The organism is Enterobacter cloacae complex sp. 382A5, assembly GCF_050031095.1.
GTDB classification, from domain to species: Bacteria; Pseudomonadota; Gammaproteobacteria; order Enterobacterales; family Enterobacteriaceae; genus Enterobacter; species Enterobacter cloacae.
Window position 1 is genome coordinate 4,224,656 of the sequence record NZ_JBLGVK010000001.1, and the last position, 25,412, is coordinate 4,250,067.

General features: G+C 55.3%; 23 protein-coding genes. 10 read left to right on the top strand and 13 right to left on the bottom strand.

Annotation, left to right across the window (positions count from 1 at the left end; genetic code table 11):
- The first annotated feature begins 76 nt into the window (after nt 1–76).
- The 3 genes from argR to yhcN (ACQG2G_RS19940) all read left to right on the top strand — a co-directional run bounded on the left by argR (nt 77) and on the right by yhcN (ACQG2G_RS19940) (nt 1,562).
- Entirely contained in the window at nt 77–547 is a 471-nt protein-coding gene (gene argR, locus ACQG2G_RS19930) for a transcriptional regulator ArgR (RefSeq protein ID WP_013098972.1), read from the top strand.
- A gap of 375 nt (nt 548–922) precedes the next feature.
- Entirely contained in the window at nt 923–1,186 is a 264-nt protein-coding gene (gene yhcN, locus ACQG2G_RS19935; RefSeq protein WP_013098973.1) for a peroxide/acid stress response protein YhcN, read from the top strand.
- A gap of 109 nt (nt 1,187–1,295) precedes the next feature.
- Nucleotides 1,296–1,562 carry a peroxide/acid stress response protein YhcN gene (gene yhcN, locus ACQG2G_RS19940; protein ID WP_013098974.1) on the top strand — a complete coding sequence of 89 codons (267 nt, stop codon included), beginning with the start codon at nt 1,296–1,298 and terminating at the stop codon, nt 1,560–1,562.
- Nucleotides 1,563–1,629: 67 nt separating this feature from the next.
- Here the strand turns inward: yhcN (ACQG2G_RS19940) and ACQG2G_RS19945 are convergent, their stop codons facing one another.
- The 5 genes from ACQG2G_RS19945 to aaeX form a co-directional block, all read right to left on the bottom strand.
- Entirely contained in the window at nt 1,630–1,902 is a 273-nt protein-coding gene (locus ACQG2G_RS19945) for a barstar family protein (RefSeq protein ID WP_013098975.1), read from the bottom strand.
- 45 nt (nt 1,903–1,947) lie between these two features.
- Nucleotides 1,948–3,402, bottom strand: coding sequence for an NAD-dependent succinate-semialdehyde dehydrogenase (locus tag ACQG2G_RS19950; RefSeq protein ID WP_023620890.1), 1,455 nt, complete (start codon nt 3,400–3,402; stop codon nt 1,948–1,950).
- A gap of 88 nt (nt 3,403–3,490) precedes the next feature.
- A complete protein-coding gene (gene aaeB / locus ACQG2G_RS19955) occupies nt 3,491–5,458 on the bottom strand; it encodes a p-hydroxybenzoic acid efflux pump subunit AaeB (RefSeq protein WP_013098977.1) in 1,968 nt (655 codons plus the stop codon).
- A gap of 5 nt (nt 5,459–5,463) precedes the next feature.
- Complete coding sequence (aaeA, locus tag ACQG2G_RS19960; protein WP_013098978.1) at nt 5,464–6,396, bottom strand: p-hydroxybenzoic acid efflux pump subunit AaeA; 933 nt, start codon at nt 6,394–6,396, stop codon at nt 5,464–5,466.
- Between the two features lie 7 nt (nt 6,397–6,403).
- Nucleotides 6,404–6,607, bottom strand: a complete 204-nt coding sequence (gene aaeX, locus ACQG2G_RS19965) for a p-hydroxybenzoic acid efflux pump operon protein AaeX (protein ID WP_003860416.1) — start codon at nt 6,605–6,607, stop codon at nt 6,404–6,406.
- A 178-nt stretch (nt 6,608–6,785) separates the two neighbouring features.
- Here aaeX and aaeR point away from each other — a divergent pair, with 178 nt between their 5' ends.
- Complete coding sequence (gene aaeR / locus ACQG2G_RS19970; RefSeq protein WP_013098979.1) at nt 6,786–7,712, top strand: HTH-type transcriptional activator AaeR; 927 nt, start codon at nt 6,786–6,788, stop codon at nt 7,710–7,712.
- 49 nt (nt 7,713–7,761) lie between these two features.
- Here aaeR and tldD read toward each other — a convergent pair whose 3' ends face one another.
- The 8 genes from tldD to csrD all read right to left on the bottom strand — a co-directional run bounded on the left by tldD (nt 7,762) and on the right by csrD (nt 20,016).
- Nucleotides 7,762–9,207, bottom strand: a complete 1,446-nt coding sequence (gene tldD / locus ACQG2G_RS19975) for a metalloprotease TldD (protein WP_020687383.1) — start codon at nt 9,205–9,207, stop codon at nt 7,762–7,764.
- Nucleotides 9,208–9,291: 84 nt separating this feature from the next.
- Nucleotides 9,292–13,092 carry an AsmA2 domain-containing protein YhdP gene (gene yhdP / locus ACQG2G_RS19980; protein WP_061772772.1) on the bottom strand — a complete coding sequence of 1,267 codons (3,801 nt, stop codon included), beginning with the start codon at nt 13,090–13,092 and terminating at the stop codon, nt 9,292–9,294.
- Nucleotides 13,093–13,133: 41 nt separating this feature from the next.
- Nucleotides 13,134–14,603 (bottom strand): ribonuclease G, encoded by a 1,470-nt coding sequence (gene rng, locus ACQG2G_RS19985; protein ID WP_014833490.1) that lies wholly within the window; start codon nt 14,601–14,603, stop codon nt 13,134–13,136.
- Nucleotides 14,593–15,186, bottom strand: a complete 594-nt coding sequence (locus tag ACQG2G_RS19990; protein ID WP_038420713.1) for a Maf family protein — start codon at nt 15,184–15,186, stop codon at nt 14,593–14,595. Before ACQG2G_RS19990 ends, rng begins: the two co-directional genes overlap by 11 nt.
- A gap of 9 nt (nt 15,187–15,195) precedes the next feature.
- A complete protein-coding gene (gene mreD / locus ACQG2G_RS19995) occupies nt 15,196–15,684 on the bottom strand; it encodes a rod shape-determining protein MreD (protein ID WP_013098985.1) in 489 nt (162 codons plus the stop codon).
- The gene (gene mreC / locus ACQG2G_RS20000) at nt 15,684–16,688 is read right to left on the bottom strand and encodes a rod shape-determining protein MreC (protein ID WP_013098986.1); all 1,005 of its coding nucleotides are present in this window, start codon (nt 16,686–16,688) and stop codon (nt 15,684–15,686) included. Before mreC ends, mreD begins: the two co-directional genes overlap by 1 nt.
- A 61-nt stretch (nt 16,689–16,749) precedes the next feature.
- Nucleotides 16,750–17,793: a rod shape-determining protein MreB gene (gene mreB / locus ACQG2G_RS20005; protein WP_000913396.1), complete on the bottom strand. Its 1,044-nt coding sequence runs from the start codon at nt 17,791–17,793 to the stop codon at nt 16,750–16,752.
- A gap of 282 nt (nt 17,794–18,075) precedes the next feature.
- Entirely contained in the window at nt 18,076–20,016 is a 1,941-nt protein-coding gene (gene csrD, locus ACQG2G_RS20010; RefSeq protein ID WP_013098987.1) for an RNase E specificity factor CsrD, read from the bottom strand.
- Nucleotides 20,017–20,197: 181 nt separating this feature from the next.
- On the opposite strand from csrD, the gene ACQG2G_RS20015 reads away from it, so the two are divergent.
- The 6 genes from ACQG2G_RS20015 (at nt 20,198) to accC (ending at nt 25,383) form a co-directional block, all read left to right on the top strand.
- The gene (locus tag ACQG2G_RS20015) at nt 20,198–21,172 is read left to right on the top strand and encodes an MDR family oxidoreductase (protein WP_347482109.1); all 975 of its coding nucleotides are present in this window, start codon (nt 20,198–20,200) and stop codon (nt 21,170–21,172) included.
- 77 nt (nt 21,173–21,249) lie between these two features.
- Complete coding sequence (gene msrP / locus ACQG2G_RS20020; RefSeq protein ID WP_013098989.1) at nt 21,250–22,251, top strand: protein-methionine-sulfoxide reductase catalytic subunit MsrP; 1,002 nt, start codon at nt 21,250–21,252, stop codon at nt 22,249–22,251.
- Nucleotides 22,252–22,851 carry a protein-methionine-sulfoxide reductase heme-binding subunit MsrQ gene (gene msrQ, locus ACQG2G_RS20025; RefSeq protein WP_013098990.1) on the top strand — a complete coding sequence of 200 codons (600 nt, stop codon included), beginning with the start codon at nt 22,252–22,254 and terminating at the stop codon, nt 22,849–22,851.
- 233 nt (nt 22,852–23,084) lie between these two features.
- Complete coding sequence (gene aroQ / locus ACQG2G_RS20030) at nt 23,085–23,537, top strand: type II 3-dehydroquinate dehydratase (RefSeq protein WP_013098991.1); 453 nt, start codon at nt 23,085–23,087, stop codon at nt 23,535–23,537.
- A 21-nt stretch (nt 23,538–23,558) separates the two neighbouring features.
- The gene (gene accB / locus ACQG2G_RS20035) at nt 23,559–24,023 is read left to right on the top strand and encodes an acetyl-CoA carboxylase biotin carboxyl carrier protein (protein ID WP_013098992.1); all 465 of its coding nucleotides are present in this window, start codon (nt 23,559–23,561) and stop codon (nt 24,021–24,023) included.
- Nucleotides 24,024–24,033: 10 nt separating this feature from the next.
- Nucleotides 24,034–25,383, top strand: a complete 1,350-nt coding sequence (gene accC / locus ACQG2G_RS20040) for an acetyl-CoA carboxylase biotin carboxylase subunit (RefSeq protein ID WP_003860388.1) — start codon at nt 24,034–24,036, stop codon at nt 25,381–25,383.
- Nucleotides 25,384–25,412: the final 29 nt, after the last annotated feature.

A 25,412-nucleotide genomic window follows, 5' to 3' on the forward strand; every position in this document is an offset into this window, starting at 1 on the left:
CCTGGTAGATAATTTGCATAAAAATTCATCCACATGCATAATAATGTTGTTTCTATCGTCATATTCCGGGTGACTTATGCGAAGCTCGTCTAAGCAAGAAGAATTAGTAAAGGCGTTTAAAGCGCTACTCAAAGAAGAGAAATTCAGTTCTCAGGGAGAAATTGTTCAGGCGCTGCAGGAACAAGGCTTCGACAATATCAACCAGTCGAAAGTCTCCCGTATGTTGACCAAATTTGGCGCGGTGCGTACCCGTAACGCCAAAATGGAGATGGTCTATTGCCTGCCAGCTGAACTTGGCGTGCCGACAACCTCCAGCCCGCTGAAGAATCTGGTTCTGGATATCGACCACAACGATGCCGTTGTGGTGATCCACACAAGCCCTGGTGCCGCACAGCTGATTGCCCGCATGCTGGACTCTCTGGGTAAAACGGAAGGGATTCTCGGTACCATCGCCGGTGATGACACCATCTTTACCACGCCAGCCAACGGCTTCTCGGTGAAAGATCTCCACGAGGCGATCCTGGTTCTGTTCGAACAGGAGCTGTAATCCTCTCTCCCCGTAGCGTCGCTACGGGGTTCATTCTGCCCCCGCTGCGTTTTCCCCTGTTTTCTCCTGCCCTCAATTTAACAAATAGTGCTTTTTACCACTCATTAACATTCAGCCAGTGAATGATAAATCAAAGAATCGCACAAAATATCAAAATCATTTATCCATATGATTTACTTAGATATAACACGCCAACGTGAACAGAAAATGACCAACATTATGCCATTAGGTTATAAAAATTGCGCTGTTTAACACGTAATTACCCATGAAACAATTAGTCTGGTATTAATTTTTACCGTTATTAGTGTATACTTGATTTTGTGATGAGGGTCACGAAACAAAGACCCCACTAAAAAATTCGACGAGGTAAAAATCATGAAAATCAAAACAACTGTAGCGGCGCTGAGCGTCCTGTCTGTCCTGTCATTCGGTGCTTTCGCAGCAGACTCCATTAATGCCGATCAGGCGCAATCCCGTGAGGCTATCGGTACGGTTTCTGTCGGCGCAATCGGCACGTCTCCAATGGACATGCATGAGATGCTGAACAAAAAAGCGGAAGAACAAGGTGCATCATCCTATCGCATCATTGAAGCGCGTTCCGGTGACCACTGGCACGCTACCGCTGAGCTGTATAAATAAGTTTTAGTAATAACAGAAGACGACTATCTCCACTCAACGGCACCAGGCATAAAAATAGCAGTTCAACCCTTCTCGCCGTTGAGCAAAAACCTCTTCAGGAGCAAAGACTATGAAAACCAAATTAATCATCGCAACCCTCGGTCTGGCATCGGTTCTCTCTTTCGGCGCAAGCGCAGCCGTCCAGCAGGTGAATACCGAGCAGGCGCAAAATCTGCAGTCTATGGGTAGTGTTTCCGTAACGTCCGTCACTGGCTCTCCGATGGATATCCGTCAGGAGCTGGCCGCAAAAGCTGAAAAAGCAGGCGCCAGCAGCTACCGCGTCACCGAACTGAATCAGGGTGACCACTGGCACGCTACGGCAGAACTGTATAAATAAACCCTCGTCGTATCTCATCATACGACTTGCCCCTGGCCTCGCTGGTCAGGGGCTTTTTTTCGCGTAATCAATGGCGCGCGTTGAAACGCAACTGCCCTTCCAGCTCTTCTTCTGCTTCATCAAACAATAAAATCAGCGCCCCAAATCGTCTGCGCAGCTTATCGGGCAGATGAATAAACTCTATCTCCAGCGGTAACGGCAGCTGACTGCCGGTCACCACATCCCACAGCATATCCAGATTCGTGACGCTTTCCCGTTCCAGATCAAACGCCCGGATAAATTCACGATAGAAGTCTTCCTGACTGTCGATCTCGTCAAAATCAAAGGTATAGGTTTTCATTGCCAGCCACCCAGTCCAGGCGAGCGGCAGATGCCGCCCTGTCTATTATAATCCCCCGATGTGCAGGGTTTTGACTTCCAGATACTCTTCCAGCCCCAGCACGGACCCTTCTCGACCCAGGCCAGACTCTTTTACCCCACCAAAAGGTCCAAGCTCCGTGGAAACGGCGCACTCATTAATCCCAATCATCCCGCTTTCGATTGCCTGCGAGACGCGGAAAACGCGCGACAGATTCTGAGTATAGAAGTAAGCCGCCAGACCATAAGGCGTGTTGTTGGCGCGCTGGATGACTTCATCTTCAGAAGTGAAACGGAAGCAGGCGGCAACGGGACCAAACGTCTCTTCCTCCGCCAGTTTCATGCCTTCATGACAGTCGCCCAGCACGGTAGGCATCCAGAAATTGCCACCAAGCGGATGTGGTTTACCGCCCGCCAGGACCGTCGCCCCACGGGCCACAGCGTCTTCCACATGCTCGCGCACTTTGTTCACCGCGGAGGGTTCAATCAGCGGGCCTACGACCACACCGTCTTCCAGACCATTTCCCACCTTCAGCGCGTTCACCGCATCGGCCAGTTTGTTCACAAACTTGTCGTAGACGGTTTCCTGAATATAGAAGCGGTTAACGCTGACGCAGACCTGTCCGGCATTACGGAATTTGTTGGCGATTGCCCCTTTGACGGCAGCATCGATGTCCGCATCTTCAAACACGATATACGGGGCATTCCCCCCCAGCTCCATCGAAACTTTTTTCATGGTGTCCGCGGCGTTACGCACCAGCGTTTTGCCGACGGAAGTGGAGCCGGTAAACGAGATTTTCCGCACCTCGTGACTCGCCATAATCGCGTCGCTGATCTCATGCGTATTACCGGCCACGGCGTTGAGGACGCCATCCGGCACACCGGCCTGTTTCGCCAGCGTGAGCAGCGCAAACGCGCTGAGCGGGGTGTTGTTTGCCGGTTTGATGACCCCGGTACACCCCGCGGCCAGCGCCGGGCCGAGCTTACGGGTGAGCATCGCCATCGGGAAGTTCCACGGCGTAATTGCCGCCACCACCCCCACAGGCTCACGGGTAGCCAGAATGCGGGAGCCCGGTTTGATCGGCGGAATAATTTCACCGTTAGCGCGCTTGGCCTCTTCGGCAAACCACTGAATAAAACTGGCGGCGTACTCCACCTCGCCTTCAGCTTCTTTCAGGGGTTTGCCCTGTTCGGTGGTCATTAACCGACCAAGCCAGCTTTTATTCTCAATAATCAGTTCATACCAGCGATAGAGAATGGTCGAGCGCTCTTTCGCGGTTTTGGCCCGCCAGGCCGGGAAGGCTTTCGCGGCGGCGGCAATCGCCTCTTCGGTTTCTGCTTTACCGGCTTTCGCCACTTTGGCGATAACATCACCGGTGGCCGGGTTCAACACATCAAACGTCGTGTCCAGCGTTTTCCATATGCCGTTAACCAGATAACCGGTCTGAAAAAGAATGTGGTCCTGAAGCGCCTGGGTAGTCATGTGTCCTCCCTTTCTGAATGTAAGAGCCTGCAGAAATAAGTATAGCCACAAAAAAACCGACGCTTTTAGCGTCGGTTTTTTACTTCAGTCAGTTATCCGTCAGGACATTCTGGTAGCGGTGCAGCATAAACACCAGCCGCGCTACCGGCTCTGTCACCTGAGGAGGTGCTTCCCAGACCCTGAGCTTCTCCTGGTAGACATCCAGCTCTTCCAGCAACTGCTTAAAGTAACGGCGTCGTTTGTCATCACTGGAGGCGGAAAGCACATGGTCCGCGGTACGGCGCAACTGGCGGTGGAATGCCGACAGATCGTCGTTGATGGGCACCGGTGCGTTACGCAGACGCTGATGCGCAATGATCATGGTTAACGCCAGACGAAAGCGGGCAATGTCGCCAGGGAACTTATTCAACAGTAAAAACAGCTGCTGATAGAGCGCAGGCAGATGGTTCTCTTTACGGCGCGCAGTGTTGGTGGTCATGGAGGAGACCGCCGCCGAAACGAACTGGTTCAACAGCACGCGACCTGTTCGCGCCTGCGAATTGTCGCGCACCAGCAGAATCACCATCATCGCCAGGAAACAGCCCACCAGCTGACCCAGGGCACTGTCGAGGAACTGGCTGAAATGGAACGTCATGGGGTTATCCAGCACCAGAATGTTAATAGTACTGGCGAGGGCACCGAGCGATCCCAGACGGCGCTTCTGCACTTCTATCCCGATAAAGAATGCCATCACCGCGAGACTGATACAGAGCAGCAACATGCTCTGCTGCGTGGACGGGAGGATCACCAGGAAATAGAGCGCGCCAAGCGGTAACGCGGCAATCGTGCCGTACAGGAAATCGATAGCGACCATACGCGGGTTGGGCAGACGCATTGCCAGCGCCGTGACGACGGCAATCATGACCATCGCGCCGCTGCCGGAGGTCCAGCCAGTCCACAGCCAGAACAGCGTGCCGAGCATACAGGCAAGCGTCGTACGCCAGAAGTTGACCATCGCGTGGTGGCGCTCAGCCGATTCCGCCTTGATCACCACTTCGCCCTGCAGGACTTCCTCTTCCGCCGCGCTGATTTTCGTATTGCCGATCACGCCCCGTTTCAGCAGCAGGTAGCGCGTCGCGGCGCCAACCCACGTATAAATGGTCACCGGTGTGTCGCGCTCTCCGGTCCAGGCAATGACCCGCCGCATGCGTTTGAGCTGCTTATGTACGTCCTGCACCGTTTCCACCGGCTCGGCAAACAGTTCGCGGAAGGTATCGGTAACCGATTCCGGGCGGGTGTTCTGAATAAGGTAGGTTTCGCACGCCTGGGTAATCAGCGTTAAGGAGACGGTATTGATCGCTTTAAGACGACGGTTGGCACGCGCCCAGCGCGAGGACTCCATATTAAGGTTACTGCGCATCCCTTCCAGCGCCTGCGTGCGGCGAACCAGTCCACTCCAGGCTTTGTCCACCTCTTCGCTGTCACCGTGCTTGATGCAGAGCTGCATCAGCTGATACTGGGAGACGATCAGCGCATCCAGTTCGCGATCCACCTCCTGTTTGATGGAGCGAGGGGAGAAAAGCAGGTCAGCAACAATTGCGCAGACGATACCAATCACGATCTCACTGCAGCGTTCCACGGCAAACTGCGGCGCGAGCAGCGGTTCGGTTTGAATGGTGATGACAATAATCAGTGCGGTATAACCCGCCAGCCCCCAGGCGTAAGAGTTTTCGACCTTCACCAGAGAGGAGAGCCAGGTGCAGAAGCCCGCCCAGATACAGCACACCAATACCATCAACAGTGGCGTGCGGATCATCAAAATGATAATGGTGAGCGCGGCGATACAGCCGATAAACGTCCCGATGATACGCAGCATCCCGCGATAGCGGATCGCCCCGGAATAAGGCTCCCCACCTGCCGCGAATGCCGGGCCAGCCGCGACAATCGCCGCCGTTAACACCGCCCAGCGGGGGGTTTCCAGCTGGAAGTGAAAGCCGACAAACAGCGCCAGCACAATGGCACTCGCCAGCTTCACGGCGAAGCGAATGTGCTGGCTGGCGATAGTAAAGATCCCCATAGCGATTAACCAAACTCGCGCAGACGATGGGCGATTTTACGGAAAATAGAGTCCTGGCTGGCGTCCCGGTCTTTCTCACCGGTGATCACCACCGTCGCGGTTGTGCCCGCAGGCCACAGGTTGCCCTGCTGTTCGTCCAGATGAATACGTACCGGCACACGCTGGGCCAGGCGCACCCATTCCAGGTTGGAATCAACCGTCGCCATCCCTTTCGCATCATTGGAGCTGCTGGAGTTGGTGACGCCAGCCGCAACGCTATCTACGGTACCTTTAAAGACGCGGTTGCTGCCAAGCGGCGTGATCTCTGCGCGGTAGCCCGGACGAACGCCTTCCAGTTTGGTCTCTTCCATATAGGCAAGCACATAGAATGAGTTTTGTTTCACCAGCGCCACGGCGGTTGAACCGCGGGTGATAAACTCCCCGGCATAGACATTCAGGTTGGTGACCCAGCCATCGGCAGGTGCGCGGATCACGGTACGCTCCAGATCGAGCTTCGCCAGGTCGCGCGTCGCCTGCGCCTTTGCCAGCTGATGCAGCACGGTTTGCAGCACGTTGTTAGACTGATCGATCTCTTCCCGGGACATCGCCTGAACCCCCAGCTGGTTACGGCGGCCCGCCTCGCGGCGTTTCTCCGCAGCCAGCGCCTGGTAATAGGCGACATCCGCTTCCGCTTCTTCCAGTGCTTTCTGGTAACGCGGCTGGTCAATGGTGAACAGCACCTGGTCTTTCTTCACCAGCTGGTTATCGTGGACGTTAACCGCCGTGATAAGACCGGCCACGTCGGGGGCGATCGCCACAACATCGGCGCTAAAACGCGCGTCACGCGTCCACGGTGATTCGGTGTAATAGACCCAGGCGCGAAAAATAGCGATGAACGCGAGGATAACCAGCGCCATGGTGATGGCGGTGCGGGAGATTTTTCTTGTTAGCGTTTTCACATCAACCTCAGACAAACATGCGCGATATCAGGTAGAACAGGCAGCAATACAGCGCGGTATTGAACAATGCAGGGTGCCAGACGAAATCGTAGATCCCGGTAGGAACCAGCACCTTGCGCACCAGCCAGAAGATCGCCAGTGATAAAAGAAGCTCGAAAAATATCGGTGGGAACGACAGACCGAACACCACGATAACGGGAAACAGACTCATGTTGACCTTGATAAGAGAGAGTGCAGGCTTCAGAATTTTTAGCGCACGCCACCGCGGGAGAGCAAGAAACGCCGGGCGAGAATGGCGCAGCCGTTATGTAATTAATAATATATTAACGTAACTGTTATGCTGTTATCTATAATATGTGATCTAAATCACTTTTAAGCCAGAGTGAACAATGGAACGTTTAAAACGCATGTCGGTCTTCGCCAAAGTGGTTGAACTTGGCTCATTTACTGCTGCTGCCCGGCAGTTGCAGATGAGCGTCTCCTCCATCAGTCAGACGGTGTCAAAACTGGAAGATGAACTGCAGGTGAAGCTGCTCAACCGCAGCACCCGCAGTATTGGTCTGACGGAGGCGGGTAAAATTTACTATCAGGGCTGTCGCCGCATGATGCATGAAGTGCAGGATGTTCACGAGCAGCTCTATGCCTTTAACAACACGCCCATCGGGACACTACGGATTGGCTGTTCTTCAACTATGGCACAAAATGTTCTCGCCGCCATGACCGCAGAGATGCTGAAAGAATATCCGGGATTAACCGTGAATCTGGTTACCGGTATTCCCGCCCCGGACCTGATCGCAGACGGGCTGGATGTGGTGATCCGCGTTGGCGCGCTGCAGGACTCCAGCCTCTTCTCCCGTCGACTCGGGAGTATGCCGATGGTGGTCTGTGCCTCGAAGAGCTATCTGGCGCAGTACGGCGTGCCGGAGAAACCAGCCGATCTCGCCAACCACTCCTGGCTGGAGTACAGCGTCCGCCCCGATAATGAATTTGAACTGATTGCCCCGGAAGGCATTTCTACCCGACTGCTGCCGGAAGGACGGTTTGTCACCAACGATCCGATGACCATCTCGCGCTGGCTGGTGGCGGGCGCCGGGATCGCTTACGTCCCGTTAATGTGGGTGATCAATGAGATCAACAGCGGAGTGCTGGAGATCCTGTTCCCTCGCTACCAGTCCGATCCGCGTCCGGTGTATGCCCTGTATACCGAAAAAGACAAACTGCCGCTTAAGGTGCAGGTGTGTATTAACTATCTGACCGAGTATTTTGTGGAGGTCGCGGAACTGTTTCAGGGCATGCGGGGAAGAAGGAAAGAGTAAGTATTTCCCCTCTCCCCGTTGGGGAGAGGGTTAGGGTGAGGGGAGAAAATTACGCCGTGCCGCCCACCGTGAGGTTATCGACCTTCAGTGTCGGCTGGCCCACGCCCACTGGCAGGCTCTGGCCCTCTTTACCGCAGACGCCCACGCCGTTGTCCAGCTTGAGATCGTTACCGACCATGGAGATCTGCTGCATGGCTTCGATACCGGAACCAATCAGCGTCGCGCCTTTCACCGCTTTGGTCACTTTGCCTTTTTCGATCAGATACGCTTCTGACGTAGAGAAGACGAATTTACCGGAGGTGATATCCACCTGACCACCGCCAAAGTTTGGCGCGAAGATCCCGTAATCAACAGACTCAATGATCTCCTGCGGCGTGGACTGGCCTGGCAGCATGTAGGTGTTGGTCATACGCGGCATCGGCAGATGTGCATAAGATTCACGACGGCCGTTACCCGTTGGCGCCACGCCCATCAGGCGCGCGTTCAGTTTGTCCTGCATATAGCCTTTCAGCACACCGTTTTCGATCAGCACGTTGTACTGACCCGGCGTACCTTCATCATCGATGGAGATAGAGCCACGGCGATCAACCATGGTACCGTCATCCACCACCGTGCACAGTTCAGAGGAGACAAGCTGCCCTATCTGACCGCTAAATACCGAGGTGCCGCGGCGGTTAAAGTCCCCTTCCAGACCATGCCCCACGGCTTCATGCAGCAGCACGCCCGGCCAGCCAGCGCCCAGTACCACCGGGAATGTCCCCGCAGGTGCCGCCACGGCAGAAAGATTGACCATCGCCATACGCACGGCTTCTTTTGCCCACGCGTCGGCACGGGCTTCACCGTCGACGTCACCCAGGAACCAGTCATAACCAAAACGACCACCGCCGCCGCTTGAGCCACGCTCGCGCTTGCCGTCCTCTTCCACCTGCACGCTGATGGAGAGACGCACCAGCGGACGGACATCCGCCGCCAGGGTGCCGTCCGTCGCCGCGACCAGAATCAGTTCATAGACACCGCTCAGGCTGGCAGACACTTCCTGCACGCGTTTATCGGCAGCACGCGCCACTTTGTCCACGCGGCGCAGGATATCCAGCTTCTCTTCACGGCTCATGCTCTGCAGCGGGTCGATGCTGGTGTAGAGCGCAGAATGCTGCACCTCACCCAGCGTTTTAACACGGCCATCGCCTGCGTCACGCACGATGGTACGTGCCGCCTGTGCGCTCTGCTCCAGCGCAGCCAGGCTTATCTGGTCCGCATAGGCAAAACCGGTTTTCTCACCGCTGATGGCGCGCACGCCAACGCCCTGGTCAATGTTGTAAGAACCATCTTTGATGATGCTGTCTTCTAAAACCCAGGATTCGTGATAGCTCGACTGGAAATAGAGATCGCCGTAGTCGAGACGGCGTTCGGTCAGTTGACCAAGAATGGAGAACAGGTCCTGATGGCTCAGGCCGTTCGCTGCGAGCAAATGTTCACTTACCAGGTTCAGACTCATCGTATTGCTACTCGTTCGTTGCCGCCTGTGGCGGTATAAAGATCGTATTTATTGAGAGTGAGGCAATTACCTGCCCACGTCAAATCATTGCTGTGCATCTTTGCGCGGCTGGCGCAGCACTTCATTAATCTGCGGTTTATCCACCGGACCGGTGATGCGGTAGCGCAGAATAGAGACTTTGCTCCACAGCGGCCCCAGCACTTTACTGGCGGCAAACACCGCGGCACCAACAATCGGATTCACCACAAAGGCGGCTGCCACCCCCACACTCGCGGAGATTTCTGGCGCCACCACGGCTTCCATATCAAGCTCGCGACGTACAAGGTTAACCGAGCCCTTCATGGCGATATCCGCTTCCAGGCCGTCCACCAGCGTGTCGTCCGTATGCATAACGCCGTCCTTGATCCATGCCGTACTGCGGATGGAATCGTAGTAGAACCCTTCGCTGAAGGTATCGCTGAAATCAAAACGCAGCTTACGCAGCAGTGCATCAAAGCTCAGGAGACGCAGGATCTGCCCGGCGCGTCCCGTGCTCACATCGGCAATTTCACCTTTTCCGAAGCGGGTTTTCAGTATGCCGTTAAGCGAGGCTTCATCCGGCTTCCACGGCGCGTCACGCCAGTGAAGATCGTAATCGACGTCAAATGACGAGCCGCGCAGCGGCGTGCTGATACCAAAGAAATTGGCTGCTGCATCCAGTTTGTTACCCTTAATGTCGCCTTTCAGCGAGGTGCGCTGTTCGCCTAGGTTATTCACCCACTCGCCCGCGGCCGTCAGACGACCAAAGCCGGTATCCACCAGCCCACCCGTGAGGCTCAGCGTGTTGCCCTGAATCGCGAAGTCACCGTCAATTCGGCCATATTTTTGTCCCCACAGCCAGCACTCAGCACAGCGCAGTTGCAGATCCGGCCAGCCGCTGAAGTCCACGCGGGAAGTGTTACTCAACGGCGATGCCGGAGTCGATTGATCTTTCCCGCCCGCCGTTGCCGGGTTGTAGTAGAGATAGCGGATTGCCGCCTGCCACGGGGCGTTATCGCGCATGGTCAGGGTGGCGTTGATCTCCCTGCCCTGAGCCTCTACTTTCGAGCCGTTAGCCGTGGGCTGAGAGACGATACTCAGGTTGTTCCACTGTTGCCCACCCAGCGTGAGCGACGGTGTGCGCACGGTGACGGTTTGCGGGAACTGCGCCGCCTCATCCACGTTTTGCCCGACACCTTTCTGGAACAGCGCCAGCCACTGCGCGCCATCCATAGGCGGGAGATTCAGCTCAATGCCCTGGTGATCCGGGAGCGGAGGCGTGGTTCGGCTGTCCGTCGTCCAGATGGCTTTGTCCAGCGTCAGCTTACGGTTGAGCAGCCAGCGGCTGTTGAAATGATTCGTGCCACCCGCGCTGCCGGTTAACTCGAAGCTGTTCAGGTTGCCCACGACGTTAAGCGTCACGGGCAGCGCCTGTCCGGCCTGTTTATCCAGCGGTGCAGGCAGCTGGCTGCTGAGATTTTTCAGATCGCCAGTAAGGTCGACCTTATACTTCGTACCGGCGTGGTAGGGCAGTTCAATATCCACCTTCCCCTTCCAGGCAGCTGCACCATCAACCGACTCCTGAATGGGTTTCGGCAGTACATCCATCCGCGAGGGTTGCCAGTTACCGTCCAGATTGACAGCCACCTGGTAGGCCTTCTCCCCCTCGGTGGTCGAGAAGTCGATGTTGACGGGCTGATTGAACCAGTTGGCTGTGAGCGGCTCACTCTTCAGGCTGCCGTTCACAAAGCTGAACTGCCCGCTGAGGTTCTTCAGCGTACTTTCCAGCGGTTTGATATACAGGCTGTTGTTGTTCAGGCGGACATCACCTTTGGCGGTGGTCATTTCGCCGTCCAGCGGGATATCCAGATGTAAGCGAGCATTCACATCGCCATCAAGCTGGAGTTGCTCAAGCGTGGCAGCCAGCGAAGCTTTCAGCGGCGTCTCTGCAAAATAGGGACCGACCGCCTTGCCCGGCCCGTTGATATCGGCATCAATCAGCAGTTTCTCTTGTGAGTAATCGGGGATATTTGCCGTCAGGTTGGTGGCCGTCACGCCGCCCAGCGCGACGCTGTCTGACTTCATCCACAACCCGTCATTGAGAAAATTAAGCTCGATATCGAGGTTTTTCAGGGCAGGCCAGCCCGGCTGGAACGCAAAGGTAGCGTTGTGCAACGGCACCAGCACCTGGAACTGACCTTCGTTATGTTTGTATGGGAAAAGATGCGGATTACCGCCATAGGCCAGGGTGGCGTTATCCGCCTGACCGCCCTGGATCGCCCCGCTCAGGTAGTCCACGAGCGCTTTACCCATCAGGTTTTCCGGAAAGTAACGCCAGGCCTGAGAACCGTCGCTGGTGCTGATCCCCGCCAGAATACCCAGCCACGGCTCTTCACCTTCAGGCTTTAAATAGCGGAAATCCCCGCGGGCATGAACCGCTTTGGCTTTCACATCGATATGGCGGCCATCAAGCTGGAAGCCCTTATCGTTGCGCAGCCAGTTAAGCACCGCGTTGCCTTTTTCAATTTCCAGAGGTGCCCTGAAGACCGTTTCATAAGGCATTTTGGCGTCATGCATCTCAACGGTCAGCCTGCCGTTCTCAACGCTGCCCTCCAGCTTGCCGCTGAAGTTCTCAGCCCCCGGCAGCAGTTTCCACTGTTTCCAGGCCAGATCTTTCCACGTCGCCTGGAAGCGGGTTTTCTCGGTTGCCTGCAGCGGGATATCCAGCGCGAGGGCGTCAATTTCCCCACTTGGCTGCGTTGCCAGCCAAACGTCACCCAAATCCGGAGAGAGCTTCGCTGCCATGGAGCGCAGCCCTTCAATGGCCGCCAAATCGAGATGCGTGGCGCGGATACGCAGCTCATCGCTACGCTTATTATTCGTGCCGCCGACATCCTGCTCAGGCATCCATGCCAGCGTCAGCGCGCCGCGCGGCCAGGGTTTGCCGTCCATGGTGATGCGAGTATCCGGGATGGCAAACTGCCAGCCCCCTTTCTCTTTCGTCACATGTGCGGTGAGGTTATCTACGGAGAGTTGATGCTGCTTGCTTTCGCCTTGCCAGCTTGCACCGCCCTGCTTCAGCCAGATATCGCCGCTGGCGAAAACGCCTTTCGTCAGGGTCATCCAGCCTTCCAGGCTAAAACGGGCCGTTTCCAGCTGCATATTTTGCTGCAGCCAGTCGCCGAGCCACGGCTTCACATCCACGTCGTCAGCCTGTAGCCACACCTTGCCGTTGTTGAGCAAGCCGTCGTCGTCACGCAGATCCATACGGACCTGCATGACCCCGTGCTGGCCGTTCAGGCTGGAGAGGTTCACCTGCCCCTCAGCACGGTGTCGCTCTTTGCCGTTAAGCCAGGTCAGTTGCGGGATCTTCAGTTCGGCGCGCTGGCCGGAAAGGGTAATAAAGCTCACTTCGCTGTCTCGCAGATCGAAATGATCGAACTGACGCAGGAAGAGATCGCTCAGGCGGTTGGCTTCAAGGCTCTGCGTGTTATCCCCGCCAGAGATCGGCGTGTTGGTCAAAAACTGAAGCTGATAAAAGGTGAGATCGCGGAACTGCCAGCGCATGTGCAGCAGGCTTTGCCAGACATCCAGTGCCAGGGTCACGCGTTTGATTTTCAGATAGCCACCATCTTTCAGGCTGGCACTGATGTCCCGGGCATCCAGCGTCGGGCCAAAGTTTTGCCAGCTGGCGCTGACCTGGCTTACGTCAACCGGCACACCGGTGGCGGATTCGATCTTCGCCAGCACCTGCGGACGCCAGCTGTCCAGATGCGGTAAAACGAGGCGCAGCCCGCTCACGAGCAGCGCGACAATCACGACAAGCGTTGCCCCTGTAAGCAGTAAAATCCCCGGCAATCGCCTCACGCATCTCTCCTTGTCAGCTTTTTCACGCAGCGAACTGCGTCTTACATCATGACGACGTCAAATTGCTCCTGGTTATAGAGCGGCTCAATTTGTACTTTTACCTGTTTGCCGACAAAGATTTCCACTTCCGCCAGCGCGTGCGACTCTTCACCTTTCAGCGCTTCAGCCACCGCAGGGGAAGCATAGACCAGAAAACGATCGGAGTCGTAGGCATGATGAACGCGGACAATTTCACGCATGATCTCATAGCAGACGGTCTCCACCGTCTTTACGGTGCCGCGTCCGTGGCAGGTTGGACACTCGTTACACAGCACATGTTCCACACTTTCACGGGTCCGTTTACGCGTCATTTCCACCAGCCCCAGCTGTGAGAAGCCGTTAATGCTGGTTTTCACGCGATCTTTACTCAGCGCCTGCTCAAGCGAGTGCAGCACACGACGGCGATGGTCTTCATTATTCATATCGATAAAGTCGATGATGATAATGCCACCCAGGTTGCGCAGACGAAGCTGGCGCGCAATGGCCTGTGTCGCTTCAATGTTGGTATTGAAGATAGTGTCATCCAGGTTGCGATGACCGACAAACGCACCGGTGTTGATGTCCACGGTGGTCATTGCTTCGGTCTGATCGATGATCAGATAACCGCCGGACTTCAGTTCAACCTTGCGCTCCAGCGCACGCTGGATCTCATTTTCGACATCATAGAGATCGAAGATTGGCTGACGCCCGGTGTAATGTTCCAGCAGGCCAGGCATTTCCGGAATGTACTCAGCGGTAAATTCGAGCAGCGCTTCGTAGGTGAGGCGCGAGTCCACGCGGATTCGGTCGAGCTGAGCATCAGCAAAATCACGCAGGACGCGCTGGGCAAGCGCCAGCTCACCGTACAGCTGATAGCGGGTCTGGTTGCGTTTTTTACGCTCCATCACCTTGGTCCAGACGCGCTTCAGGTAAGCCGCATCGGATGCCAGATCCTCTTCGCTAACCCCTTCGGCAGCGGTTCGGATGATAAATCCGCCCTGTTCGTCGCAGTAGGCGCTGACCACTTTCTTAAGGCGCTCGCGCTCGCTTTCACTTTCAATACGCTGGGAAACCCCCACGTGCGACGCGCCCGGCATAAAGACCAGGTAACGGGAAGGTAATGTGATGTCGGTTGTCAGACGGGCGCCTTTGGTGCCAAGGGGGTCTTTCACCACCTGCACCATCAGATCCTGCCCCTGACGCACCAGCTCCGAAATGTCGCGTACGGCAAACTGCTTTTGCTCTTCGCCTGCGACACACTCGGTATGCGGCATGATATCGGAGGCATGTAAAAATGCCGCCTTATCCAGTCCAATATCTACAAAAGCCGCCTGCATACCCGGCAGTACGCGGCTGACACGACCTTTGTAGATATTGCCTACTATTCCGCGTCGCGCTTCACGCTCAATATGAATTTCCTGAAGAATGCCACCATCAATGTAGGCCACACGGGTTTCCGATGGCGTTACGTTTACCAACAATTCAGCCGTCATAATTATCCCTTCCCTCACGCAGTGAGTTAAAATTGCTCAGCAACTCATACGTTTCCACCAGCGGTAAGCCGACTACGGCGTGATAGCTGCCATTTATCTTCCTGACAAAACAGCCACCCAGCCCTTGAATACCGTATGCACCTGCTTTATCCATCGGTTCACCGCTGGCAATATACGCGGCGATCTCGTCGTTGGTCAGTACTCTGAAGGTCACGTCCGTCACCACCAGACAATCCAGCACGTGCTTGCTGTCCGCCAGCGCCACCGCGGTCATCACCTGATGCGTTTGCCCGGACATTTTGTGCAGCATATGTGCTGCATGCTCAGCGTCTCGCGGTTTCTCAAGCACTTCACCGTTAAGGATAACGATGGTATCCGCCCCCAATACCGGCAGGTCGCGTGGCACGCACGCAACGCCAGCCTGCGCTTTCTCACGCGCCAGGCGAGAAACATACTGCTGAGCACTTTCACCCTCAGCACGTTTTTCTTCGATGCCGGTAACGATACGTTCAAAAGCGATGCCCAACTGCGTGAGCAACTCCTGACGACGTGGAGAACCGGAGGCAAGATAGATAGACGTCATAGAAACCTTTTACTGCACAGCAAACTGCTGGCGAACCTTACGCATCAGCAGGAACAGCCACGGCCAGAGCACACCGTTGACTACACTACTCCAGAATACTTCGGGTCGGAAAGAGACGTTGATCACTAAAAACTCTGCCCAGAAAACAACGATATCCGCGGCAAGCGACAACAACATCACGACCAGCGCCTGTTGCCAGAGCGCGAGGTTACGAAAGAGCTGGAATTTGAGTGCAACGAGATATGCAATGATGCTCATGGATAACGCGCGAACACCCAGCGTTGAGCCACTAATGAGATCCAGTATGGCACCCATTACAAAGCCTGTGCCAACATTTACGCGGTGCGGCAGGGCAAGGATCCAGTAGAGCAAAATGAGCAATACCCAGTTTGGCCGGTAAACAAGAATGTCGTCCGGCCAGGGCATTATCTGCAGCAACAGCGCGATGAGAAACGAGAGCCAGATAACCCAGCGTCCCTGGCTACGATAACTGGCCACTACTGCCCTCCGGATGAGAGTTTAGGCGGTGGCGGCGCATCCGTTATCCCGGTCGCCGGCGCGGGTACTGGCGCAGGTGGTCCCATCGCATCCGGAGCAGGAAGAACCTGCGGCATCATCTGCATCAGGCGCTCATTGGCAACGCGATGCACCTCTTCAGGCGTCATTGGGTTGGCACCGTTACGATCGGCTCCCCACAGCAGCAGCAGGTAGCGAAGACGCTGTAAACCCGCCGTTGGACGCGCCTGAATCACGGTGTAGGCACGCTGCGTATCAAGCTTCACAGAAGAGACAACCGCAACCGGATACCCTTCAGGGAAACGTCCGCCCAGACCGGAGGTGACCAGCACGTCGCCCACACGGATATCCGTGTTGGCTGGCAGGTGCTCCAGCTGCAGATCGTCCGTGCAGCCGTTACCCGCCGCAATGACGCGAATATCGTTACGCAGTACCTGAATAGGCAGCGCATGGGTGGCATCACAGATCAGCAGTACACGGCTGGTCAGTTTGGCGACGGCGACCACCTGGCCCACCACACCTTTATCACTGATAACAGGCTGACCTTCATACACACCATTCACGCTACCTTTGTCGATCACCACCTGATCGCTGTAAGGATCGTTTACGGTGGAGATCACCTGCGTCACCATCTTCTGCTCATCCTGACGCAGCGGCGATCCAAGCAGCTCACGCAGACGCGCATTTTCCTGCTTATATTGCCCTAACATCAGCAGTTCGCTGTTTTTCAACAGCAGTTCCTGGCGCAATGCCCGGTTTTCAAGTTCGAGTTGGTCACGTGAGGACAGCGTTTGAGAAACGGAGTCGAGCAGTTCACGGGGACCATTGGATATAAAGTAGAAAGGACTGACGGCGGTATCCATGTACGTTCTGATCTGGCTGAACGTACCGAGGCGGCTATCGGCAATAATGACACCAAGCGCAACCAGAACCGCCAGGATCAGGCGAAACTGTAGCGAGGGGCCACGGCTAAAAATTGGCTTCATAGGCTATGCGTATTCTCGTGTCAGAGAGAAAGGGTAGCGATTCGCTACCCTTTCACCATGACTACTCTTCGCTGAACAAGTCGCCGCCGTGCATGTCGATCATTTCCAGCGCCTTGCCACCACCACGGGCGACGCAAGTCAGTGGATCTTCTGCAACTACGACAGGAATACCTGTCTCTTCCATTAACAGGCGGTCGAGGTTACGCAGCAGCGCACCACCACCGGTCAGAACCATACCGCGCTCAGAGATATCGGACGCCAGTTCAGGCGGGCACTGTTCCAGCGCAACCATCACCGCGCTCACGATCCCGGTCAGCGGCTCTTGCAGCGCTTCCAGAATTTCGTTGGAGTTCAGGGTAAAACCGCGTGGCACACCTTCCGCCAGGTTACGGCCGCGCACTTCGATTTCGCGAACTTCATCACCCGGATAAGCAGAACCGATCTCGTGCTTGATGCGCTCAGCGGTCGCTTCACCGATCAGGGAGCCGTAGTTACGGCGCACGTAGTTAATGATCGCTTCATCGAAACGGTCACCACCGATACGCACAGAAGAGGAGTAAACCACGCCGTTCAGGGAGATAACGGCCACTTCAGTGGTACCACCACCGATATCAACCACCATCGAACCGGTGGCTTCAGAAACAGGCAGGCCTGCACCGATAGCCGCAGCCATTGGCTCTTCAATCAGGAACACTTCACGCGCGCCTGCACCCTGAGCAGATTCGCGAATTGCGCGACGTTCTACCTGGGTCGCACCGACCGGCACACAAACCAGCACACGTGGGCTTGGACGCATGAAGCTGTTGCTGTGAACCTGCTTGATGAAGTGCTGAAGCATTTTTTCAGTCACGAAGAAGTCAGCGATAACGCCGTCTTTCATTGGGCGGATCGCGGCGATGTTACCTGGGGTACGACCCAGCATCTGCTTCGCGTCATGACCCACTGCGGCTACGCTTTTCGGCGAGCCGGCACGATCCTGACGAATGGCCACAACAGAAGGCTCATTCAATACGATGCCTTGTCCTTTTACATAAATAAGGGTATTCGCGGTACCCAGGTCAATGGACAGGTCATTGGAAAACATGCCACGAAATTTTTTCAACATACTAAGGGATAATCCTGAAAGCTGGGGCGGAAAACAAAATCCGCTTACTTTACCAACCACACGCAGCAGCGACAAGGCGCAAAAATCACCTGCTGCGGTGAAAATTTGTGCAGTACGTTTCCTTCTGTTACAAATTCATCCCCTGACTCCCTCAGGGCTGAGTACACAGTAGCGTTCCTCACTTTCATTTGTAACCCGCTAAAGGTCGTTCACTGGCTTTTTGCTCGTCATACTCAAAGCTACAGGCGCGATATTCTACGTGAAAACAGCGTAAACGGCAGGTCAAACAGAGTATCTTTGCAAATATTTTTTCACATTGGTGTCAAGCGGCTGAGAGGCGGCAAAAAAATCCCCCTGACCGCCCATCACACCACGCTCTGTCAACATCTGCCATTCGCCTCTGGAGCGCACGCCCGTGGCAAATACTTGTGTTCGCGTTCCCTTGCACGCTTCCACCAGACTCTGCACCAGCAGCTGGTTTTCCGTGCGCTTTTCAATATTCCTGACCAGCCCCGGATGTAGCTTTAATAATTCCACATCCAGCTCCTTGATCCAGCTGGTGCTGACCAGCGTCAGGCCCGCCTGTGTCACCGCCACACGCGCACCCAGCGCATTGATCAAACGTACCACCGGACGTAACCGGCTGATGTGTTGACCAACATCCGCCTCTGCAAGTTCAAAAATAATGTGTTTGCGTTGCGATTTTTCGCATTGCATTAATGTATCGCGCAGCCAGCGTTGAAAACGCGGGCGAATTAACGACTCGACGGTCACCTGTAATGCCAGACTTTCTTCAGGCCAAAAAGATAAAAACGGAATCAGTCGGCTAATTTGCTGACGGTCATACTCTTCGGAGAGTCCAAATTGCAGGACCATCGGCAGATATTCCGCTGAAATAACCTCTTCCGTGCCGTCGAAAATGCGACACATTAATTCACGGTGGTGAACATGGCCGTTTTTCATCACCGCTGGTTTTTGATAAAGGCGGGGGCCACCACGGCTCAACATTTGTTCAATCAGGGTACGCCAGCGCACATTGCCACGCCCTTTCTCAGGCAGGGAATCGTCATATACCGCCCAACCGTTCGCCCCTTGCAGCACCGCGTTTCGGGTTGCCGCTTCCGCATGCTCCATCACCTGTTCAGTTGACTGCCCGCCGCGCCAGGCGCAGATACCCATATGCACCATATCATCCCGGTCGAGCATTTTGCTCTGCGGTAGCGCATCCACCGCCTTCAGCAACTGGCTGGCGATGCTCTCCGATTCCTTAAGTGTGCGATGGGGTAACAACACCGCAAAGTCGCTGCGGTGATAGCGCGCCAGCAGCGCGCCGGGATAGCGCATAATAAAAGTCGACAGCAAGTTGATGAGCGTAAAGAGGTTCTCTTCCGCCACGCGGCGTCCCCAGGTATCGCGCAGGAGATCGAAATCCGGCAGACGAACCATCATGACGACCCCGTGCGTTCCTACCTTTTCCGGGTCGTCCAGCAGCGTGGCCAGTTGATTATCAAAGAACAGGCGGTTATTCAGACCGGTTTTGTTATCCTGCGCGGCATAGGAACGGATCAGCGTATCCATGCGGCTGCGTTGATCGCTGGCGAACTGAATTTCTGAAAGCAGCGTGTCCAGCGCGCTGCTGGTGCTGGACGGCCACTCATAGACCGACCCCCGCACCTGCGGGCCGCGTTCCCCGTTGAGTATTCGCACGGAGCGGTTTTCCAGCAGCTCCTGACCGGAGAGCTGACGGCGTAGCCAGCGAACCGCAAGAAAAATCAGCAGGACAATAAAGGCGACGGCAACGGTGAGTGGCGCGGTGGTCATCATCGAGCGGAAATAGCTGGCCATGGGATCGAGGTAGACCAGGCGTATTGTCATCCCCGGATTTTTAAGGGAATGGACATTCACTTCCCGATACTGGCTCACGACGCCCGCAGGCCGATAGCTGCCCTGACGCTGATGGCTTAGCACCGGATGCTTTCCCTGGGTGATGTCGACCTGCACAATATCAACCGGTACCATCAACTCATCCAGCTCGCGGGAGAGTTCCGGTAGCGGAGTGGTAATCAGACGCGTATCAATAACTGACGCAACAGACTCAACCCGGTTGACCAGCTTGTCCTGAATGGCGTTATAAAAGCTCAGGGAGCAGCCAAGGAGCGTGACAAAAATGGTTAACCCCGTCAGCAACGTGATAAAAGCTGAGAACTTCGTCGTTAATCGCATCCTTGAGATTACTCCGTGGGTTGATGGGTAGCGAGTAAGCGCTAACTTGCATTTCAAATGCGCCATACTACCAAACCTGGTGTATCTGGCAATTTATTGCGTTAAATCGGCATAGCGTTTCATTGAGCGAGTATAGTCTTCAGAACGCATTTTCCAATCATCAGAATAGTGAGGATCCTGTATGCAGGCTTTGATCTTAGAACAGCAGGACGGCAATACCGTTGCCTCGATGCAAGCCCTTGATGAGAGCCGTCTGCCCGAAGGCGACGTCACCGTCGACATCGACTGGTCCAGTCTGAATTACAAGGATGCCCTGGCCATCACCGGCAAAGGTAAAATCATCCGAAATTTCCCGATGGTGCCAGGGATTGATTTTGCAGGCCACGTTCATTCCAGCGAAGATCCGCGGTTTCATGCCGGCCAGCAGGTGCTGCTCACCGGTTGGGGCGTCGGCGAAAATCACTGGGGCGGGCTGGCAACGCAGGCGCGGGTGAAAGGTGAGTGGCTGGTGCCCATGCCTGCTGGGCTGGATGGCCGCAAAGCGATGATTATCGGCACCGCAGGCTTTACCGCCATGCTGTGCGTCATGGCCCTTGAAGATGCCGGTATCCGCCCTGAGTCAGGCGAGATAGTCGTGACCGGGGCCAGCGGTGGCGTTGGCAGCACGGCGGTGGCTTTACTGCACAAACTGGGGTATCAGGTCGTCGCGGTCTCAGGCCGTGAAAGCACCCATGACTACCTGCGTCAGCTTGGTGCCAGCCGCATTCTTGGCCGCGACGAATTTGCCGAAACCCGTCCGCTGGAAAAACAGATCTGGGCCGGAGCGGTGGATACCGTCGGAAATAACGTGCTGGCAAAAGTGCTGGCGCAGATGAACTACGGGGGCTGCGTAGCGGCCTGCGGTCTGGCGGGCGGTTTTGCGCTGCCAACCACCGTTATGCCCTTTATCCTGCGTAACGTACGCCTGCAGGGTGTGGATTCCGTCATGACTCCGGCGGCCCGTCGTGCAGAAGCCTGGGAGCGTCTGGTACGCGACCTGCCTGAGTCCTTCTTCACGCAGAGTGCAACCGAAATCGCCCTCAGCCAGGCGCCGGAATATGCCGGTAAGATCATGGATAATCAGTTCCATGGCCGCGCGCTGGTGAAAATTGCCTAATCTTCAAATTTTCGTGACATATTCGCGCTAATCCTTCTCCTCCGTCATGCTTAGAAAAACGCATGACGGAGGATGCCATGAAAACCCGAAAACTGACGGAAGCCGACGTAACGTCCGAATCTGTCTTTATGTTACAGCGCCGCCAGATCCTGAAAATGCTTGGCATCAGTGCCACCGCGTTGTCGCTCACACCTGCGGCTCACGCTGATTTGCTCGACTGGTTTAAAGGCAACGATCGGCCAAAAGCCCCTTCCGGTGCCCCGCTCACCTTTACGAAACCTGCCGAGTGGCAAAACAAACTGACGCTCACGCCGGAAGATAAAGTCACCGGTTATAACAACTTCTACGAATTCGGGCTTGATAAAGCCGATCCTGCGGCCAATGCAGGCAGCATGAAAACCGATCCGTGGACGTTGAAAATTGACGGCGAAGTGGCAAAACCCTTAACGCTGGATCACCACGATCTCACCACCCGTTTCCCGTTAGAGGAACGCATCTATCGTATGCGCTGCGTGGAAGCCTGGTCGATGGTGGTACCGTGGGTAGGTTTTCCGCTGCATAAGCTGCTGGCAATGGTTGAACCCACCAGCAATGCGAAATATGTCGCATTCCAGACGCGTTACGCCCCGGACGAGATGCCAGGCCAGAAGGACCGGTTCATCGGCGGTGGGCTTGCATATCCTTATGTCGAAGGATTACGCCTTGACGAAGCCATGCATCCTCTTACCCTTCTGACCGTCGGCGTTTACGGTAAAGCGCTCCCGCCGCAGAACGGTGCCCCCATCCGGCTGACGGTACCGTGGAAATATGGCTTCAAGGGCATTAAATCGATCGTCAGTATTAAGCTCACCCGCGAGCGTCCGCCCACAACATGGAATCTCGCCGCGCCGGACGAGTACGGTTTCTTCGCCAACGTGAACCCGCATGTCGATCACCCACGCTGGTCGCAGGCGACGGAACGGTTTATCGGTTCTGGCGGTGCGCTGGATGTGAAGCGTCAGCCCACGCTGCTCTTTAACGGCTATGCGGATGAAGTGGCGTCGCTCTACCGTGGCCTCAATTTACGGGAGAACTTCTGAGTGCGTTTAACGGCAAAACAGGTAACCTGGCTGAAAGTGCTGCTGCATTTAGCCGGGTTGCTCCCGTTTATCTGGTTGTTCTGGGCCGCCAGCCAGGGGCTCTTTAGTGCCGATCCGGCTAAAGATATCCAGCACTTTACTGGTCGGATGGCTCTGAAATTTTTACTGGCGACCTTGCTGGTTTCGCCGCTGGCGCGCTACGCTAAACAGCCATTATTGATACGCACACGTCGGCTTTTAGGGCTATGGTGTTTCGCCTGGGCCACGTTGCACCTGACCAGCTACGCGCTGCTGGAACTGGGGATTAACAACCTGGCACTGCTGGGCCGCGAACTGGTCACGCGTCCTTATCTGACGCTGGGCATTGTCAGTTGGCTGGTGTTACTGGCATTAGCGCTGACATCCACGCAATATGCGCAGCGAAAACTGGGTAAGCGCTGGCAGTTGCTGCACAACTTCGTCTATCTTGTCGCGATCCTCGCACCCATCCATTATCTGTGGTCCGTGAAGATCCTCTCGCCTCAGCCCATCCTCTACGCGCTGCTGGCTTTGGCGCTTTTAGCATGGCGTTACAAGAAGTTCCGCCAGTGGTTACGATAGTTCGCGAAACTGTGCGTTTTCCCGCAGATTACTTATCAACCGCCATTCTTTTTCGGATAGCGGTTGATAATCTTCCCTGATAAGACCAGTATTTAGCTGCCAAATGCTACGAAATCGTTATAATGTGCGACTTTGGTTTTCCTGAATGCATTTTAGGAAAGTCATCAGGTGACTTTCGCGTTTCAAAGGTATATTTTGGTTTTTACCCGAGATTCGCAGGAGATAGCGACACAATGGCAGAAAAATTCCGAATCTTAGTTTTAAACGGACCGAACCTGAACATGCTCGGCACCCGTGAGCCAGAGAAGTATGGCACGCTGACATTGAGTGAAATTGTTAACCGTTTGGGCACGGAAGCAGCGTCACTGAATGTGGATTTGGATCATTTTCAGTCAAACGCGGAGTACGCACTCATCGACCGTATTCATCAGGCTAAAGACACTGTGGACTATATCCTGATCAATCCGGCCGCGTTTACGCACACCAGTGTTGCTATCCGCGACGCACTGCTGGCGGTGAGTATCCCGTTTATCGAGATCCACCTCAGCAACGTGCACGCCCGAGAGCCGTTCCGCCACCATTCGTATCTGTCGGATATCGCCGCTGGCGTTATCTGCGGACTGGGCGCAGACGGTTATTCATACGCTTTACAGACAGCGGTAAAACGCCTGTCACAATCACACTAAACAAGAGTACGGAACCCACTCATGGATATTCGTAAGATTAAAAAACTGATCGAGCTGGTTGAAGAATCAGGCATCTCCGAACTGGAAATTTCTGAAGGCGAAGAGTCTGTACGCATCAGCCGTGCAGCCCCAGCCGCTAGCTTCCCGGTAATGCAGCAAGCTTATGCTGCGCCAGTGCAGCAGCCTGCGCTCTCTGCAGCCGTTGCACCAGCCGCAACTGAAGCCGCACCTGCCGCTGCAGCAGAAATCAGTGGTCACATCGTACGTTCCCCAATGGTTGGTACTTTCTACCGCACCCCGAGCCCGGACGCGAAGGCGTTCATCGAAGTGGGTCAGAAAGTCAACGTAGGCGATACCCTGTGTATCGTTGAAGCCATGAAAATGATGAACCAGATCGAAGCAGACAAATCAGGTACTGTGAAGGCGATTCTGGTCGAAAGTGGTCAGCCGGTAGAATTTGACGAGCCGCTGGTCGTCATCGAGTAACGAGGCGAACATGCTGGATAAAATTGTTATCGCCAACCGCGGCGAGATCGCACTGCGTATTCTTCGTGCCTGTAAAGAACTGGGCATCAAGACTGTCGCTGTGCACTCAAGCGCGGACCGCGATTTAAAACACGTATTGCTGGCGGATGAGACGGTCTGTATCGGCCCGGCTCCGTCCGTAAAAAGCTATCTGAACATCCCGGCAATCATCAGCGCCGCTGAAATCACTGGCGCGGTGGCAATTCACCCGGGTTATGGCTTCCTCTCCGAGAACGCCAACTTTGCTGAGCAGGTTGAACGCTCTGGCTTTATCTTCATCGGCCCGAAAGCTGACACCATCCGCCTGATGGGTGACAAAGTGTCTGCAATCACCGCGATGAAAAAAGCCGGTGTTCCAACCGTTCCAGGTTCTGACGGCCCGCTGACTGACGACATGGATGCAAACCGTGCTCATGCTAAACGCATTGGCTACCCGGTGATCATCAAGGCGTCCGGCGGCGGCGGCGGTCGCGGTATGCGCGTAGTGCGCAGCGACGCTGAACTGGCACAGTCCATCTCCATGACCAAAGCGGAAGCGAAAGCAGCTTTCAGCAATGACATGGTGTACATGGAAAAATACCTGGAAAACCCACGCCACATCGAAATTCAGGTGCTGGCTGACGGTCAGGGTAACGCTATCTATCTGGCAGAACGTGACTGCTCCATGCAGCGTCGTCACCAGAAAGTGGTCGAAGAAGCACCAGCACCGGGCATTACCCCGGAACTGCGTCGCTACATCGGCGAGCGTTGTGCCAAAGCGTGTGTCGACATCGGCTATCGCGGGGCGGGTACCTTCGAATTCCTGTTCGAAAACGGTGAGTTCTACTTCATTGAGATGAACACCCGTATTCAGGTTGAACACCCGGTTACCGAAATGATCACCGGCGTTGACCTGATCAAAGAGCAGCTGCGTATCGCTGCCGGCCAGCCTCTGTCCATCAAACAGGAAGAAGTAGTGGTCAAAGGCCATGCGGTCGAGTGCCGTATCAACGCCGAAGACCCGAATACCTTCCTGCCAAGCCCGGGTAAAATCACGCGTTTCCACGCGCCGGGTGGCTTTGGCGTGCGTTGGGAGTCTCATATCTACGCCGGTTACACCGTACCGCCGTACTATGACTCAATGATCGGTAAGCTTATCTGCTACGGCGAAAACCGTGACGTGGCGATTGCCCGCATGAAGAACGCCCTGCAGGAGCTAATCATCGACGGTATCAAAACCAACGTTGATCTGCAGATGCGCATCATGAGCGACGAGCACTTCCAGAATGGTGGGACGAACATCCACTATCTGGAGAAAAAACTCGGTCTCAACGAGAAGTAAGAAAGCATCAATGCTAAAAGGCCGGTTTA